Annotated in this window: 16 protein-coding genes; 14 read left to right on the forward strand and 2 right to left on the reverse strand. The window is 44.8% G+C overall.

The window, feature by feature from the left end:
* The first annotated feature begins 78 nt into the window (after positions 1-78).
* The 14 genes from nrfD (at position 79) to ABIE50_RS04395 (ending at position 12,078) form a co-directional block, all read left to right on the forward strand.
* The gene (gene nrfD / locus ABIE50_RS04330) at positions 79-1,515 is read left to right on the forward strand and encodes an NrfD/PsrC family molybdoenzyme membrane anchor subunit (protein WP_209855478.1); all 1,437 of its coding nucleotides are present in this window, start codon (positions 79-81) and stop codon (positions 1,513-1,515) included.
* A 48-nt stretch (positions 1,516-1,563) separates the two neighbouring features.
* Positions 1,564-2,157: a DUF3341 domain-containing protein gene (locus tag ABIE50_RS04335; RefSeq protein ID WP_209855476.1), complete on the forward strand. Its 594-nt coding sequence runs from the start codon at positions 1,564-1,566 to the stop codon at positions 2,155-2,157.
* 83 nt (positions 2,158-2,240) lie between these two features.
* Positions 2,241-2,840 (forward strand): c-type cytochrome, encoded by a 600-nt coding sequence (locus ABIE50_RS04340; RefSeq protein ID WP_209855474.1) that lies wholly within the window; start codon positions 2,241-2,243, stop codon positions 2,838-2,840.
* Positions 2,841-2,883: 43 nt separating this feature from the next.
* Entirely contained in the window at positions 2,884-4,089 is a 1,206-nt protein-coding gene (locus ABIE50_RS04345) for a quinol:cytochrome C oxidoreductase (protein WP_209855472.1), read from the forward strand.
* Positions 4,090-4,151: 62 nt separating this feature from the next.
* Entirely contained in the window at positions 4,152-5,204 is a 1,053-nt protein-coding gene (locus ABIE50_RS04350; protein WP_142684308.1) for a cytochrome c oxidase subunit II, read from the forward strand.
* Positions 5,205-5,316: 112 nt separating this feature from the next.
* Positions 5,317-7,128: a cytochrome c oxidase subunit I gene (locus ABIE50_RS04355; protein ID WP_142684307.1), complete on the forward strand. Its 1,812-nt coding sequence runs from the start codon at positions 5,317-5,319 to the stop codon at positions 7,126-7,128.
* A 125-nt stretch (positions 7,129-7,253) separates the two neighbouring features.
* On the forward strand, positions 7,254-8,153 hold the full coding sequence (cyoE, locus tag ABIE50_RS04360) for a heme o synthase (RefSeq protein WP_142684306.1): 900 nt from the start codon (positions 7,254-7,256) through the stop codon (positions 8,151-8,153).
* A 25-nt stretch (positions 8,154-8,178) separates the two neighbouring features.
* On the forward strand, positions 8,179-8,736 hold the full coding sequence (locus tag ABIE50_RS04365) for a cytochrome c oxidase subunit 3 (RefSeq protein WP_260607366.1): 558 nt from the start codon (positions 8,179-8,181) through the stop codon (positions 8,734-8,736).
* Between the two features lie 27 nt (positions 8,737-8,763).
* Complete coding sequence (locus ABIE50_RS04370; RefSeq protein ID WP_142684303.1) at positions 8,764-9,438, forward strand: cytochrome c oxidase subunit 3; 675 nt, start codon at positions 8,764-8,766, stop codon at positions 9,436-9,438.
* Between the two features lie 66 nt (positions 9,439-9,504).
* On the forward strand, positions 9,505-9,903 hold the full coding sequence (locus tag ABIE50_RS04375; protein WP_142684302.1) for a cytochrome C oxidase subunit IV family protein: 399 nt from the start codon (positions 9,505-9,507) through the stop codon (positions 9,901-9,903).
* Positions 9,904-9,956: 53 nt separating this feature from the next.
* Positions 9,957-10,649 carry an SCO family protein gene (locus tag ABIE50_RS04380; RefSeq protein ID WP_209855470.1) on the forward strand — a complete coding sequence of 231 codons (693 nt, stop codon included), beginning with the start codon at positions 9,957-9,959 and terminating at the stop codon, positions 10,647-10,649.
* Positions 10,650-10,726: 77 nt separating this feature from the next.
* On the forward strand, positions 10,727-11,299 hold the full coding sequence (locus tag ABIE50_RS04385) for a DUF420 domain-containing protein (RefSeq protein ID WP_209855468.1): 573 nt from the start codon (positions 10,727-10,729) through the stop codon (positions 11,297-11,299).
* Positions 11,300-11,362: 63 nt separating this feature from the next.
* The gene (locus ABIE50_RS04390; protein ID WP_209857162.1) at positions 11,363-11,578 is read left to right on the forward strand and encodes a CAMCR motif-containing small membrane protein; all 216 of its coding nucleotides are present in this window, start codon (positions 11,363-11,365) and stop codon (positions 11,576-11,578) included.
* A 26-nt stretch (positions 11,579-11,604) separates the two neighbouring features.
* Positions 11,605-12,078 (forward strand): GNAT family N-acetyltransferase, encoded by a 474-nt coding sequence (locus tag ABIE50_RS04395; protein WP_209855466.1) that lies wholly within the window; start codon positions 11,605-11,607, stop codon positions 12,076-12,078.
* Positions 12,079-12,085: 7 nt separating this feature from the next.
* Here ABIE50_RS04395 and ABIE50_RS04400 read toward each other — a convergent pair whose 3' ends face one another.
* Positions 12,086-12,694 carry a MarR family winged helix-turn-helix transcriptional regulator gene (locus ABIE50_RS04400; RefSeq protein ID WP_142684295.1) on the reverse strand — a complete coding sequence of 203 codons (609 nt, stop codon included), beginning with the start codon at positions 12,692-12,694 and terminating at the stop codon, positions 12,086-12,088.
* 96 nt (positions 12,695-12,790) lie between these two features.
* Positions 12,791-13,051, reverse strand: a complete 261-nt coding sequence (locus tag ABIE50_RS04405; protein WP_142684294.1) for a DUF2024 family protein — start codon at positions 13,049-13,051, stop codon at positions 12,791-12,793.
* Positions 13,052-13,065: the final 14 nt, after the last annotated feature.

Here is a 13,065-nt window from a genome sequence, read left to right on the forward strand (position 1 = left end):
CAGAAAGAACAGAATCTGAGATCATAACAAAAGACAAGGGCTAGTAGCTAGAAGCTAGCAGCTAAAAGCTTATAGAATATGCATTTAAAATACGAATCCACACTGAGAGAACCTTTGGTAGACGGGGTTAAGGATTATCACCAGGTAACGGAAGATATCATTAGTCCCATTGAAGGGAAGCCTGGAAAACTGTGGTATGTAGGCTTTTTCATCTCTCTGACATTGTTGGGCTTTGGCGCCTTTTCAGTGTTCTGGCAGATCTATTTCGGTGTCGGAGTATGGAATCTGAATAAAACCATCGGTTGGGGTTGGGATATTACCAACTTCGTATGGTGGGTAGGTATTGGTCACGCCGGTACCCTGATTTCCGCGATCCTCCTCCTGTTCCGCCAGGGTTGGCGTACAGGGGTGAACCGTGCGGCGGAAGCGATGACGATCTTCGCGGTAATGTGCGCCGGTCAGTTCCCGATCATTCACATGGGTCGTGTATGGATGGCGTTCTTCATTCTGCCTTATCCAAATACCCGTGGCCCGGTATGGGTTAACTTTAACTCCCCGCTCCTCTGGGACGTATTTGCGATCTCTACTTACTTTACCGTATCCCTGTTGTTCTGGTACTCTGGTCTTCTTCCGGATTTCGCCAGCGTTCGTGACAGGGCTAAAACCAAATTGCGCAAATTATTATATGGTATAGCAGCTTTTGGCTGGACCGGTTCTACCAAGCACTGGCAACGTCACGAAGCACTGTCACTGGTACTGGCAGGTTTGGCTACACCACTGGTACTTTCTGTACACACGATCGTATCTTTTGACTTTGCGACTTCTGTAATTCCTGGTTGGCATACTACCATCTTCCCGCCTTACTTTGTGGCTGGTGCGATCTTCTCCGGATTTGCGATGGTACAAACGCTGCTGATCATTACACGTAAAATATTACACCTGGAAGAGTATATTACCCTGGGCCACATGGAAGCCATGAACAAGGTAATTGTATTAACAGGTTCTGTAGTAGGTTGTGCTTACCTGACTGAGTTGTTCATGGCATGGTATGGCGCTAACCCTTATGAGTTTGCCACTTTCTTCAAATACCGTGCTGCCGGTCCGCTGGGTTGGTCTTACTGGATCATGATGACCTGTAACGTAATTACCCCGCAGGTATTCTGGTTCCGTAAAATGAGAAGAAGTGTTGCAGTGACTTTCGTAATGTCTATCATTGTTAACATCGGTATGTGGTTTGAGCGTTTTGTGATCATCTGTACTTCATTGTACCGCGATTACCTGCCATCCAGCTGGTCATACTATCGCCCATCCTGGCCTGAAGTAGGCTTCTATATGGGAACTTTCGGTTTGTTCTTTACCTGCTATTTCCTGTTTGCTAAATATTTCCCTGTAATTGCGCTGGCCGAGATCAAGTCTATCCTGAAAACTTCCGGTGAGAATTACAAAGAGAAAATGGTGGTGTACGAAGAAGTGCCTGCAGAGAAATTTGCTCATGATGTAGCTCACGCACACTAAAAGACGAACTGAGAGAATTTATTACTTGGAATTTGAATCTTTAAAAATATGGCTGTTAAAAATTTTGTTGTAGGCTTGTTTGACGATGAGGCAGTGTTGTTCCCGGCAGTAAAGAAAGTGCGTACTGCGGGTTACAAATTGCACGATGTATACACTCCTTTTCCTGTTCACGGCCTCGATCATGCAATGGGTTTAAGAGAAACCAGTCTGCACACAGCCGGTTTCATATATGGTATCACAGGTACAACTACAGCATTATCCTTCATGAGCTGGGTATTTAATGTAGACTGGCCTTTGAATATCGGTGGTAAACCGCACTTCCCCTTACCAGCATTCATTCCAATTACTTTTGAGCTGACAGTATTATTTGCTGCGGTTGGAATGGTGTACACTTTCTGTTATCTCTGCCAGCTGATGCCGGGAGTGAAGAAGCACATTTTTCACCCAAGACAAACAGATGATAAGTTTGTAATGGTGATAGAACTGACAGAAAAAACTAATGCAGAGGAAGTGAAGAGCTTTCTTGCATCAGCCGGTGCGCATGAAATTAATGAGCAAAGAGCTGAAGCCGGATGGTGGTTCGGACGGTATGATAAGGATGATGAGCCTTATCTCCGTAAAATACAGACCACAAACGCTTAAAATATATAAACAGCTAAAACATACCGTTGCAACATTAGGATTTGAGCAAGCAAGACTAATGAAAGCTAGATAAATAATTTCTGATGAAAAGGACTTCCAACATATTGATTGTAGCCGCATTGGCAACTGGAGCTTTCCTGGCAGCCTGTAACAGGGGAGAGCATAACAGAAAGCCCGGCAGGATTTATATGCCAGACATGTATGAATCCCGTGCGTATGAATTTTACAATGCTCGTTTGTCAGGCCTGAAGCCAGTGGAAGGAACAGTAAAAAGAGGAGAACTTTTGCCATACCATCTGAAAGAATCAGATACGGCACTGGCTAATCTGGTAAAGAATCCATTAACTATTACGCCAACTGATCTTAAAGAAGGCGAGCGTTTATTTAATATCTATTGTGGTATCTGCCATGGTACTGCATTAGATGGTAATGGTCCGCTGTACAAAGGTGGAGATGGACCTTACCCTGCAGCGCCAGCTAACCTGGTGGCCGGTGCAAAATCCGGTTATACAGAAGGCCGCCTGTTTCATGTAATGACTTATGGTTATAATATGATGGGTAGTTACGCCAGCCAGCTGGACAGGGATCAGCGCTGGAAGATCGCTGCCTATATCAAGAGTAAACAGCCAGGTGCTGCCGCCCCGTCTGCCGCTCCTGCTGGTGATAGCACTGCAGCTAAATAAATGAGTTAAACTGAATTTCAAACAAGTATTTTAATATACAGTAATGAAAGACCAATTTGTAGTACCGGCAAGATTAAAAAAGACCAGCTTCGTGTTAATGGGCGTGGGCTTGCTGACGTTATTGATCGGATTAATTGCGTTTCATGGTGAGAACGCGACACGGTTTTGGGCCGGTCTGTTGCAAAACAGCAGCTTCTTTTTGCTGATTACATTGGCGAGCACGTTCTTTATAGCTGCTACTACCCTGGCACATGGTGGCTGGCAGATTGCTTTCCGCCGTGTACCTGAAGCTATTTCAATGGCCGTTCCCATTCTGGCTGCCATCTTATTTGTGGTGGTGATGATCATTGTTTTCGGTGGTAAAGATGATATCTACCACTGGGTAAATGCACACCACGTAGCAGAAGATAAGATCCTGAGCTGGAAATCTGCTTTCCTGAACAAAGGATTCTTTACCATCGCTACTATCCTGACACTGGGCCTCTGGATATTTTTTACCATGAAGCTCCGTAGAATGTCTATCGAAGAAGATGGATGGGATCTGCGCCCTGAAACAGGCCGTAAGCTGCTCTGGAGAAATACCGTTGTATGCGGTGGATTCCTGGTAGTGTTTACCCTGAGTGTTGGATCAACCACTCCATGGATCTGGTTAATGAGTATTGATGCACACTGGTTCTCTACTATGTACAGCTGGTATACCTTCGCCAGCACCTGGGTATCCGGACTGGCACTGATAGCGCTCTTCGTTGTATATCTGAAAAAACACGGTTATCTGACCTATGTAACTGAAGAACACCTGCACGATCTGGGTAAATTTATGTTTGCTTTCAGTATCTTCTGGACTTACCTCTGGTTCTCCCAGTACATGCTGATCTGGTATGCCAACATGCCGGAAGAAACTGAATACTTCCAGCCACGTGTTTGGGGCCAGTGGAGACCTATTTTCTTCCTGAACCTCCTGATCAACTTTGTTACTCCGCTGTTGTTCCTGATGAAAAGGGACACCAAGCGTAACTATACTGCCATTGTTTTCATTGCTATCGTGATCATCTTCGGTCACTGGCTGGATTTCTGGCAGATGGTATCTCCAGGTACTGTTAAAAACCTGGTATTCCCCTGGTTTGAACTCGGGCTCGGACTTGGTTTCGTAGGACTGATCATCTTCCTGGTATCCAACCAGCTTACCAAAGCTGCACTGGTTCCAAAGAATCATCCTTACCTGAAAGAAAGTATCATTCATCACACCTAACAGGTGATCAAGGAGATTAGGCAAAAGAAAAGCATTAGATAACTTAATTATTTCATATAGCAATGTCAGGATTTTTAGCAGTCTTAGTTGTTGTTCTCATATTCATAGTCATCTTCCAGATTGCGAAGGCGAGCGAATATGTGTCCATATTGAAGGGAGAAAAGAAAGCGCGTGAGCAAAGCAACCGTATAAATGGTTTCCTGCTGATTGCATTCCTGGTGCTGGGGCTTATAGGAGTGTACTGGTGTAACGATTTGCTGAAAGGCAAAATCCTGGGCGAATCTGCATCGGAACAGGGAGAAGGCGTTGACACCCTTATTTATGTAACACTCGCCATCACTGGTGTGGTGTTCGTGATTACCCAGATTGCCCTATTCTGGTTTGCATTTAAATACCAGGAAAAAGAAGGCCGTAAAGCATTTTATTTTCCGCATAATAATAAACTGGAAGTTATCTGGACCGTTATCCCGGCTATCGCGTTAACCATACTGGTGGCCTTTGGTCTGAAACACTGGTTCCAGCTCACTTCAGAAGCACCAAAAGATGCTGCTGTGGTTGAAGTAACCGGTAAGCAGTTTAACTGGATCTTCCGTTATCCGGGTAAAGATGGCGCACTGGGTCGTCGTGATATTAAGAACATCGACCCTTCCGCCGGTAATGAGCTGGGTCTGGACTGGAACGATCCTTTGAACAAAGATGACTTTATGCCTACCGAACTGCACCTGGTGGTTGGAAAGCCCGTAAAGCTCATCATCGGTTCCCGCGATGTTATCCATGACGTTGGTTTACCTCACTTCCGCATGAAAATGGATGCGGTTCCCGGTATCCCTACTACTATGTGGTTTACTCCCAAGTATACCACCAAGCAGATGAAGGAAAAAACCGGCAACCCGGATTTCACCTATGAAATTTCCTGCGACCAGATGTGCGGTAGCGGTCACTACTCCATGAGGGGTGTGATTATTGTGGAAACTCAGGAAGAATTTGATAAATGGGTAGCTGCCCAGAAATCTACTTATAGCCTGACACATGCTGACACTGCAGCTCCTGCTGCTCCTGCCGGTGAAGCCAAAGCAGATAGCACGCAAAAAACAGTAGCTGCCAATATCCGGTAAGCTGTAATTTTGTGTAGAAGAATTTTTGACGGAGTACAATTAAAAACAATAAGAACAAACTGACAAACGACGATACTTCCCGGGCGTTAGTTTATAATAAACCGAACCGATTATGAGTAACGAAGCAACATTGCACAGTCAACAGGAGGTAATGCACGGAGCGCATGATCATCATGATCATGAGCACCACCATGAAGACAGTTTCATTTCGAAATATGTGTTCAGCATGGATCACAAAATGATCGCCAAACAATTCCTGATTACTGGTATCGTTTGGGCTATCATTGGTGCTTTCTTCTCTGTACTGTTCCGTTTGCAACTTGGTTTTCCCGATGCCACTTTCCCATGGCTGGAAAGCATCCTGGGCCATTGGGCTAAAGGTGGCCGCATTACAGCGGAAGCATACTATGCATTGGTAACAATGCACGGTACTATCCTGGTATTCTTTGTATTAACGGCCGGTTTGAGCGGTACCTTTTCTAACCTGCTGATTCCTTTGCAGGTAGGTGCCCGCGACATGGCCTCTCCTTTCATGAACTGCCTGAGCTACTGGTTCTTCTTCCTGGCCAGCCTGGTAATGATGGCTTCCCTGTTTGTTCAAACAGGCCCTGCTTCCGGAGGTTGGACAATGTATCCGCCGCTGAGTGCATTGGGAGACGCTTCTATCGGTTCTAAAATAGGTGTGGATCTTTGGTTGACCAGTATGGCGCTGTTTGTTGTTTCTCAGCTGCTGGGTGGTTTGAACTATATTTCCACGCTGCTGAATATGCGTACCAAAGGTATGGCGATGACCAAGATGCCTTTAACTATCTGGTCATTCTTCTTCACCGCTGTGTTAGGTGTATTGTCTTTCCCTGTACTGCTGTCAGGTTTCATCCTGCTGCTCATGGATCGTCACGCCGGCACCAGCTTCTACCTGTCCGATATCTTTATCGCCGGTAAAGCACTGGCCAACGAAGGTGGTAGCGCAATCCTCTATCAACATTTATTCTGGTTCTTAGGTCACCCTGAGGTATATATTATCATCCTCCCTGCCATGGGTATGGTATCTGAAGTACTGGCGGTAAGTTCCCGCAAGCCTATTTTCGGTTACCTGGCTATGATCGGTTCCCTGTTCGCTATCTGTATCCTGGCCTTCCTGGTTTGGGCGCACCATATGTTCGTAACAGGTCTGAACCCGTTCCTGGGAGCATTCTTCGTACTCTTAACCTTATTGATTGCGGTACCTTCTGCGATCAAGGTATTTAACTGGATCACTACCATCTGGAAGGGTAATATCAACTTTACACCAGCTTCCCTGTTCTCTATCGGCTTCGTGAGCACATTTATCTCCGGTGGTTTAACAGGTATCTGGTTAGGTAACTCTTCTATCGATATTCACCTGCATGATACCATGTTTGTGATTGCCCACTTCCATATTGTAATGGGTGTATCTGCATTCTTCGGTATGTTTGCCGGTATCTACCACTGGTTCCCTAAAATGTATGGCCGTTTCATGAATAACACAATTGGCTATATCCACTTCTGGGTAACCCTGGTGGGCGCTTACCTGATCTTCTGGCCTATGCACTACGAAGGTATGGCGGGTATGCCAAGAAGGTACTATGATGTATCCGGCTGGGCTTCCTTCAAACAGTTTGGCGGACTGAACGAGTTCATTACCATTGTGGTAATCTTGGTGTTTGCAGTACAGCTCCTGTTTGTATTCAACTTCTTCTACAGCATTTTCAAAGGTAGAAAGCTGACTACACAGAACCCATGGAAAGCAACTACCCTGGAATGGACCACGCCGATCCACGCCGGTCATGGTAACTGGCCTGGTGAAATTCCTGAAGTATACCGCTGGGCTTATGACTATAGCAAGGATGGAAGGGATTTCATTCCGCAAACAGAGCCTATTGGACCTAATGAATCAGCGCACTAAAATATAATTCGGAATTCCGGCAGGAAGATGCCTTTCAGGCGAAAAAACTTGCTGCCGGGATTTTGTTCACTGTGATGTTTGTAAATTTGTTCCGGACTTAAACCCGGGATGTGGCTAGAAAAAAAATGTTGCAAGAAAACTCCATAAAATTGTCGTCATCGTATGCGGTAGCCAGTAAGGCGAAAGATTACTCTCAGCTGATGAAGTTTAATCTCACCTTTATGGTGGTATTTTCGTCGGTAGTGGGTTACCTGCTGGTGCCAGGTGTGGAGTTTAACTTAGTAAAAGTTCTTTTATTATTTGCCGGTGGTTTGCTGGTTTCCGGATCAGCCAATACCATTAACCAGATTTGGGAGAAAAATACGGATAAACTGATGGCGCGCACCGCTGTCCGTCCATTGCCTTCAGGGCGTATGCACGACAACGAGGCGATTGTACTGGCGGTGATCACAGGTATAGCAGGGCTCCTGGTAATGGGGTATTGCTTTAACTGGTTGAGCGCTGCTTTGAGCGGGTTGTCTTTGGTGTTATACGGTTTTGTATATACACCCTGGAAAAAATGGAATTCCCTTGCCGTACTGGTAGGTGCAATTCCAGGCGCCATGCCTCCTTTGATCGGGTGGGCAGCCGGTGCTAACAATCTCAGCGAAGGTGGCTGGTCTTTATTTGCTATACAGTTTCTCTGGCAATTCCCGCATTTCTGGGCCATCGCCTGGATCGCCTATAAAGATTATGCCAGGGCTGGCTTTAAAATGCTGCCAGGCAGTGGGGAGCCCAATAAGTACACAGCTATCCAGGCTGCTATGTACACGTTGTTGCTGATTCCTGCCGGCGTAGCGCCCTACCTCCTGAAGATCACTGGAAGCATTTCTGCCATAGTGGCCATTCTGGCGGGTATTTTCTTCCTTTACAGGGCTGTTAACCTGTACCGGAAAAATGATGTTCCTGCAGCGAGAAAGCTCATGTTCGGATCTTATATTTATCTGACCATTGTTCAGCTGGTACAATTGCTGGACAAAGCTTAAATTGAAAAGAGGAGTGATGGATACTATGACACTAGAACAACGTAAGAAAATACATCCGCATAAATATTCCCTATGGATCGCCATGGGTAGTATTACCATGATGTTTATCGGGTTTACCAGTGCTTACATTGTTAAAAGATCCCAGGCAAACTGGCTGGCATTTGAACTGCCGCATATTTTCTGGGTATCCACTGCCGTGATTCTGACAAGCAGCTTAACGATACACCTGGCTTTAAAGCAGTTTAGAGAAAGGAATATGCAGCGTTATAAACAACTGATCACCCTTACAGCATTTTTAGGGGTGGTGTTTGCAGCCTGCCAGTGGATAGGATTTTCACAATTGAAATCAGTGGGACTGCCCCTCAACGGGCCTGTTTCCGCTTCTTTCATTTATGTTATTGTAGGGGTGCACATGCTGCACGTATTGGGTGGTGTGATTGCATTGCTCATTATGTTTGGCAGGGCTTACAGAACCCGTGTACGGACCTATAGCGCAGTTCCCATTGAAGTAGCCGCAACCTACTGGCATTTCGTGGACATACTGTGGATTTACCTGTTAGTTTTTTTAAGTATCGCCAGATAAACTTTGTAAAATTTTATAAAACAAACAATGGATACAGCAGTTACAGCGAAGAAAAAATGGTGGGCCGGAGGATATTCTCCCTTTAATGTGAGCTATGGTAAGTTGATGATGTGGTACTTCCTGATGTCAGATGCGTTCACATTCGGCGCATTGTTGATCTCATATGGTACCATCCGGTTTTCCAGCCCATCCTGGCCTGATCCGAATGAAGTGTTCAAATCATTTCCCGGCATGGGCCATGCCGAGTTGCCGTTGATGTTTGTGAGCTTGATGACCTTCATCCTCATTATGAGTTCTGTAACCATGGTACTGGCGGTACATGCCGGTCACATGAGAGATAAAAAAGCCGTTGCCAAGTGGATGATCTGGACCATCATTGGAGGCGCCGCGTTCCTGAGCTGTCAGGCATGGGAATGGACACACCTGTATCATGAAGGTGCATGGTGGGGCCGCAATCCTTTCCATAATGTGGATGGTACACTGGCTTCTACCAACTTTACCAACTTCTTCTTTACCATCACCGGCTTCCACGGATTACACGTAACTTCCGGTGTTGTATTGAATATCGTGATCCTCGCCAATGTACTGAAAGGTACCTACGATCAGAGAGGACACTATGAAATGGTGGAAAAAGTAGGTTTGTACTGGCACTTTGTAGATCTGGTTTGGGTATTCGTATTCACCTGCTTCTACCTGCTTTGATCATAAAACAGGAAGAGAACAACAAGGTTAGGAACTGATTTTAGAATTTATTTAATTGAAATAATAATGGAGCATACACATAATGCAGGGCATGAAGCCGCACATGCTGACTCATCTACCAAAACAATCTGGAAAACGTTCTGGATACTGTTGTGTATCACAGTGTTTGAAGTAGGTCTGGCTTTCTTACACCTGGAGTTCGGGTTTCTGCCAAGAGTAATGCTGAACGCGATCTTTATCGGTCTTACCCTGGTGAAAGCATTCTACATCGTTGCAGAATTCATGCACCTGGGCCATGAGATCAAAAATCTCATTATGACCATCCTTATTCCATTACTGCTGTTTGTATGGTTTATTATCGCCTTCCTCTACGAAGGTGATTCCTGGAAAAACATGCGTACCGATCTGAAACCCGGTACACCTGTGGAGGCGGTGAAAGTAGCACCTGCTGAGAAACATCATTAATTCATCAATAAACTATCAGGATCATTTCTCGCAGGGCTTTATTAGGAGTTTCATTGGCAATACTGGTGCCGCTTTTGGGTTATCTCATTGTAGATCACTACGGAAAAAATGTGGTGCCGGTACCCGGATACTTCATCCCCGAGGGAATAGATACGATCTCTGAAAATGGTAAAGTTTCCTACGATACCGTTTTTCATAAGATCAGGGACTTTAAACTTACCAACCAACTGGGAGAACAGGTGAGTTTAAAGAACATGGAAGGAAAAGTGTTATTGGTCGATTTCTTTTTTACTTCCTGTCCGAGTATCTGTCCTACACTAACAAAGAACCTGAAAAAGGTACAGAGTGCTTATGTAAAGAACGATTCTTTATTGCAGATCCTCTCCTTTTCAGTAGACCCCGATAGGGATACGGTAGATAAACTGCGTAAGTACGCATACGATCACCAGATAAATCCCGACAACTGGTGGTTGCTTACCGGTAGTAAAAAAGAGATCTATGACCTCGCCAGAAACGACTTTTTTGTTTCTGTAACACAGGGAGATGGCGGTCCGGACGATTTTATACATACCGAGAAGCTGGTATTGATCGATAAAAACAGGAACATCCGGGGATATTATAATGGTCTTGATTCCAACGATGTAAAAAGATGCGCCGGCGATATCGCCATATTGCATCTGGCAAAGGACAGACACCGGCCGGGTTTTGCAGCCTTCCTTAAAAAACTGTTCTCCGGAGAGAAGTAATAAAATAATTGTAAAGGAAAGGTGAATAAGGAAAGGTTGTTCACCTTTCTTTATTCACCTTTCACATTTAAGTGGATATGGAACTTAAGAACAGAAATCTCAATACGCCTATTACCATCGTGTCAATAGCTATACCTGTGCTGGTTGCGTTATTGTTTGTTTTACCCAAACCGGAAATGCACCCTGGTTTTGACATCAGGATATTGCCATTGTTCCATGCTATTCTGAATACCAGTACCGCGGTTTTATTGCTGGCCAGCCTGTATTTTATAAAGAACGGACATGTGAAGGCGCATAAAACCACCAACCTGATTGCGGTGGGCTTGTCGGCTATATTCCTGCTTTCCTATGTTACCTACCATTCACTGGCTCCTGAAACCCGCTTTGGCGACCTGGATCATAATGGTGCGCTTGATGCGGCAGAGAAGGCAATGCTGGGAAGCATCCGTTACATTTACTATTTCCTGTTGCTTACGCATATTGTACTGGCTGCTATCATAGTACCGCTGGTGCTGTTCACCCTGCTGCGCGGTTTTCAGAACGATATTCCGCGTCACAGGAAAATTGCCCGGATAACATGGCCCATCTGGTTTTATGTAGCTGTTACCGGCGTGATTGTATATATTATGATTTCCCCTTACTACCATTGATAGAATTAAGGAAGATTTTTTAAGACGGATAGCCTAATTTTGCTGGATCAAATAACAAATACTATGAAGAAGGCAGGTTTGTTTTTACTGACAGTGTTTCTGATTATGATGAGCGGATCAGTAATGGCGCAATGTTCCCTGTGTACTAAAACGGCTCAACAGCTGGGTGAGGGCCCCGCAAAAGGCCTGAATAATGGTATTCTGATGCTGGCTTTAACGCCCCTGGCTATTATCGGCTTCCTGGCATTCAGATGGTGGAGAAGCAATAAAGAAGCCTGACAAATTTCGCATAACCCAAAAAAGCTATGATTACCTACAGAAAAGCGGATATAACGGATATCCCGCAGTTAGTACATTTGCGGCTGCAATTTCTGAAAGAAATTTACCCTAATTCTGATAACTCCAAGGATGCCGTGTTGAAGGATCAGCTCAGGGCCTACTTAACAGAACATCTTACAAAAAACAACTTTGTAAACTGGTTTGCCGATGTGGAAGGCGAGATCGTGGCCAGTGCGGGCATTGTTTTTTACAACCAGCCACCACTGTACCACAACCTCGAAGGCAAAGTAGCCTATATCCTGAACGTATTTACACTTCCTGCTTTTCGTCGCCGAGGTATTGCAAAAACGTTACTGCAGAAGATCCTCGATGAAGCAAAAGAACGGAATACCGGCAAAGTAAGCTTACATACCAGTAAAGAAGGCCGTTTATTATACGAACAATTCGGGTTTGTAGCAGGTGATAATGAAATGACCTGCCAGTTGCCCCGTATCCAGTAAATAATGGCTACTCTTCCCGGAGCTTAAAAACAGGACACTCCATCCTTAAACCGCCATTGTTTAAAGAGATCTTCAATTTGCTGCAGTGATACCCTTTCTTTTCATTGAGATGCTCACAGTTAAAGCACATAGGCTGAGTGGAAATAATTTCCTCCTGATTGAGCTGGTATATTACCTGCATCAATTGTTCCAGTAACCCTGCCTGTTCCTTTAAAGGCATTTGCGCCACCGTTTTTTGTAATGGATCCGCAAATTGCTCTACTTTTTTGGCAACAGCCCTGCCTTCTTTTACAAGATGTAAGGTGTGGCTGCGCGTGTCTGTAGGGCTGGCCTTACGAGTCAGGTAATTCTTCTGTTCCAGTGATTTCACTGCATCGCTGATGGTGGCTTTGGTCATGTTGAAGTACGATGCCAGTGTGGTTACAGTACGTTTTTCCTCCGGGTAGTGCAGTAAAAAGGTAAGTACCTGAATTTGGATGGGACTTAATCCATACTGTGTTGCTTCCTGCCATAATAATACGCGGAAGGCTTCTGATAATCGCTCCAGGGAGGCCACTATTTTACTAGGTGTGTCTTCTGCCTGCTGTGCAGGGCTGAATGTGGAAACTTTCCCCATATTTTCTTGCTGTCCTTATAGTTAGTTTGGCAAGGTACAATATAAATATATGGCATGAAATAGCATATTAGTGACATTCCTGCATGAAAGCGCTTTTTATTGGCATCCTTCCAATTCATGGATATAGTATCCGTTTTGCCGGATCTGGGTTTCCCAGCGCGGTATAATTTCAGTGATATGGCAAAAACGGCAATCTTTCCGGGAAATATTTAACCCCTCCCCCTTTTTGGATTGGAGGTATATATTTCCAAAGGTCAGGACTTCATCAAACGGGGTATCTTTTGTAACGATGATATCAAAATGCAGATATCCTCCATCTTTTTTCTTAACGTAAGTGTCGAAAACAGCAACTTCCATTGAAATACTTTTGA

It is taken from the genome of Chitinophaga sp. OAE865, assembly GCF_040546735.1.
In the GTDB taxonomy this organism is placed as follows: domain Bacteria; phylum Bacteroidota; class Bacteroidia; order Chitinophagales; family Chitinophagaceae; genus Chitinophaga; species Chitinophaga polysaccharea_A.

Excerpts from the sequence above, each read along its gene's own strand:
- ABIE50_RS04355 (WP_142684307.1), top strand. The coding sequence starts at position 5,317 with ATGAGTAACGAAGCAACATTGCACAGTCAACAGGAGGTAATGCACGGA.
- ABIE50_RS04350 (WP_142684308.1), top strand. The coding sequence starts at position 4,152 with ATGTCAGGATTTTTAGCAGTCTTAGTTGTTGTTCTCATATTCATAGTC.
- ABIE50_RS04370 (WP_142684303.1), top strand. The coding sequence starts at position 8,764 with ATGGATACAGCAGTTACAGCGAAGAAAAAATGGTGGGCCGGAGGATAT.
- ABIE50_RS04385 (WP_209855468.1), top strand. The coding sequence starts at position 10,727 with ATGGAACTTAAGAACAGAAATCTCAATACGCCTATTACCATCGTGTCA.
- ABIE50_RS04400 (WP_142684295.1), bottom strand. The coding sequence starts at position 12,694 with ATGGGGAAAGTTTCCACATTCAGCCCTGCACAGCAGGCAGAAGACACA.
- ABIE50_RS04365 (WP_260607366.1), top strand. The coding sequence starts at position 8,179 with ATGACACTAGAACAACGTAAGAAAATACATCCGCATAAATATTCCCTA.
- ABIE50_RS04405 (WP_142684294.1), bottom strand. The coding sequence starts at position 13,051 with ATGGAAGTTGCTGTTTTCGACACTTACGTTAAGAAAAAAGATGGAGGA.
- cyoE (WP_142684306.1), top strand. The coding sequence starts at position 7,254 with ATGTTGCAAGAAAACTCCATAAAATTGTCGTCATCGTATGCGGTAGCC.
- ABIE50_RS04345 (WP_209855472.1), top strand. The coding sequence starts at position 2,884 with ATGAAAGACCAATTTGTAGTACCGGCAAGATTAAAAAAGACCAGCTTC.
- ABIE50_RS04340 (WP_209855474.1), top strand. The coding sequence starts at position 2,241 with ATGAAAAGGACTTCCAACATATTGATTGTAGCCGCATTGGCAACTGGA.
- ABIE50_RS04335 (WP_209855476.1), top strand. The coding sequence starts at position 1,564 with ATGGCTGTTAAAAATTTTGTTGTAGGCTTGTTTGACGATGAGGCAGTG.
- ABIE50_RS04395 (WP_209855466.1), top strand. The coding sequence starts at position 11,605 with ATGATTACCTACAGAAAAGCGGATATAACGGATATCCCGCAGTTAGTA.
- nrfD (WP_209855478.1), top strand. The coding sequence starts at position 79 with ATGCATTTAAAATACGAATCCACACTGAGAGAACCTTTGGTAGACGGG.
- ABIE50_RS04375 (WP_142684302.1), top strand. The coding sequence starts at position 9,505 with ATGGAGCATACACATAATGCAGGGCATGAAGCCGCACATGCTGACTCA.
- ABIE50_RS04390 (WP_209857162.1), top strand. The coding sequence starts at position 11,363 with ATGAAGAAGGCAGGTTTGTTTTTACTGACAGTGTTTCTGATTATGATG.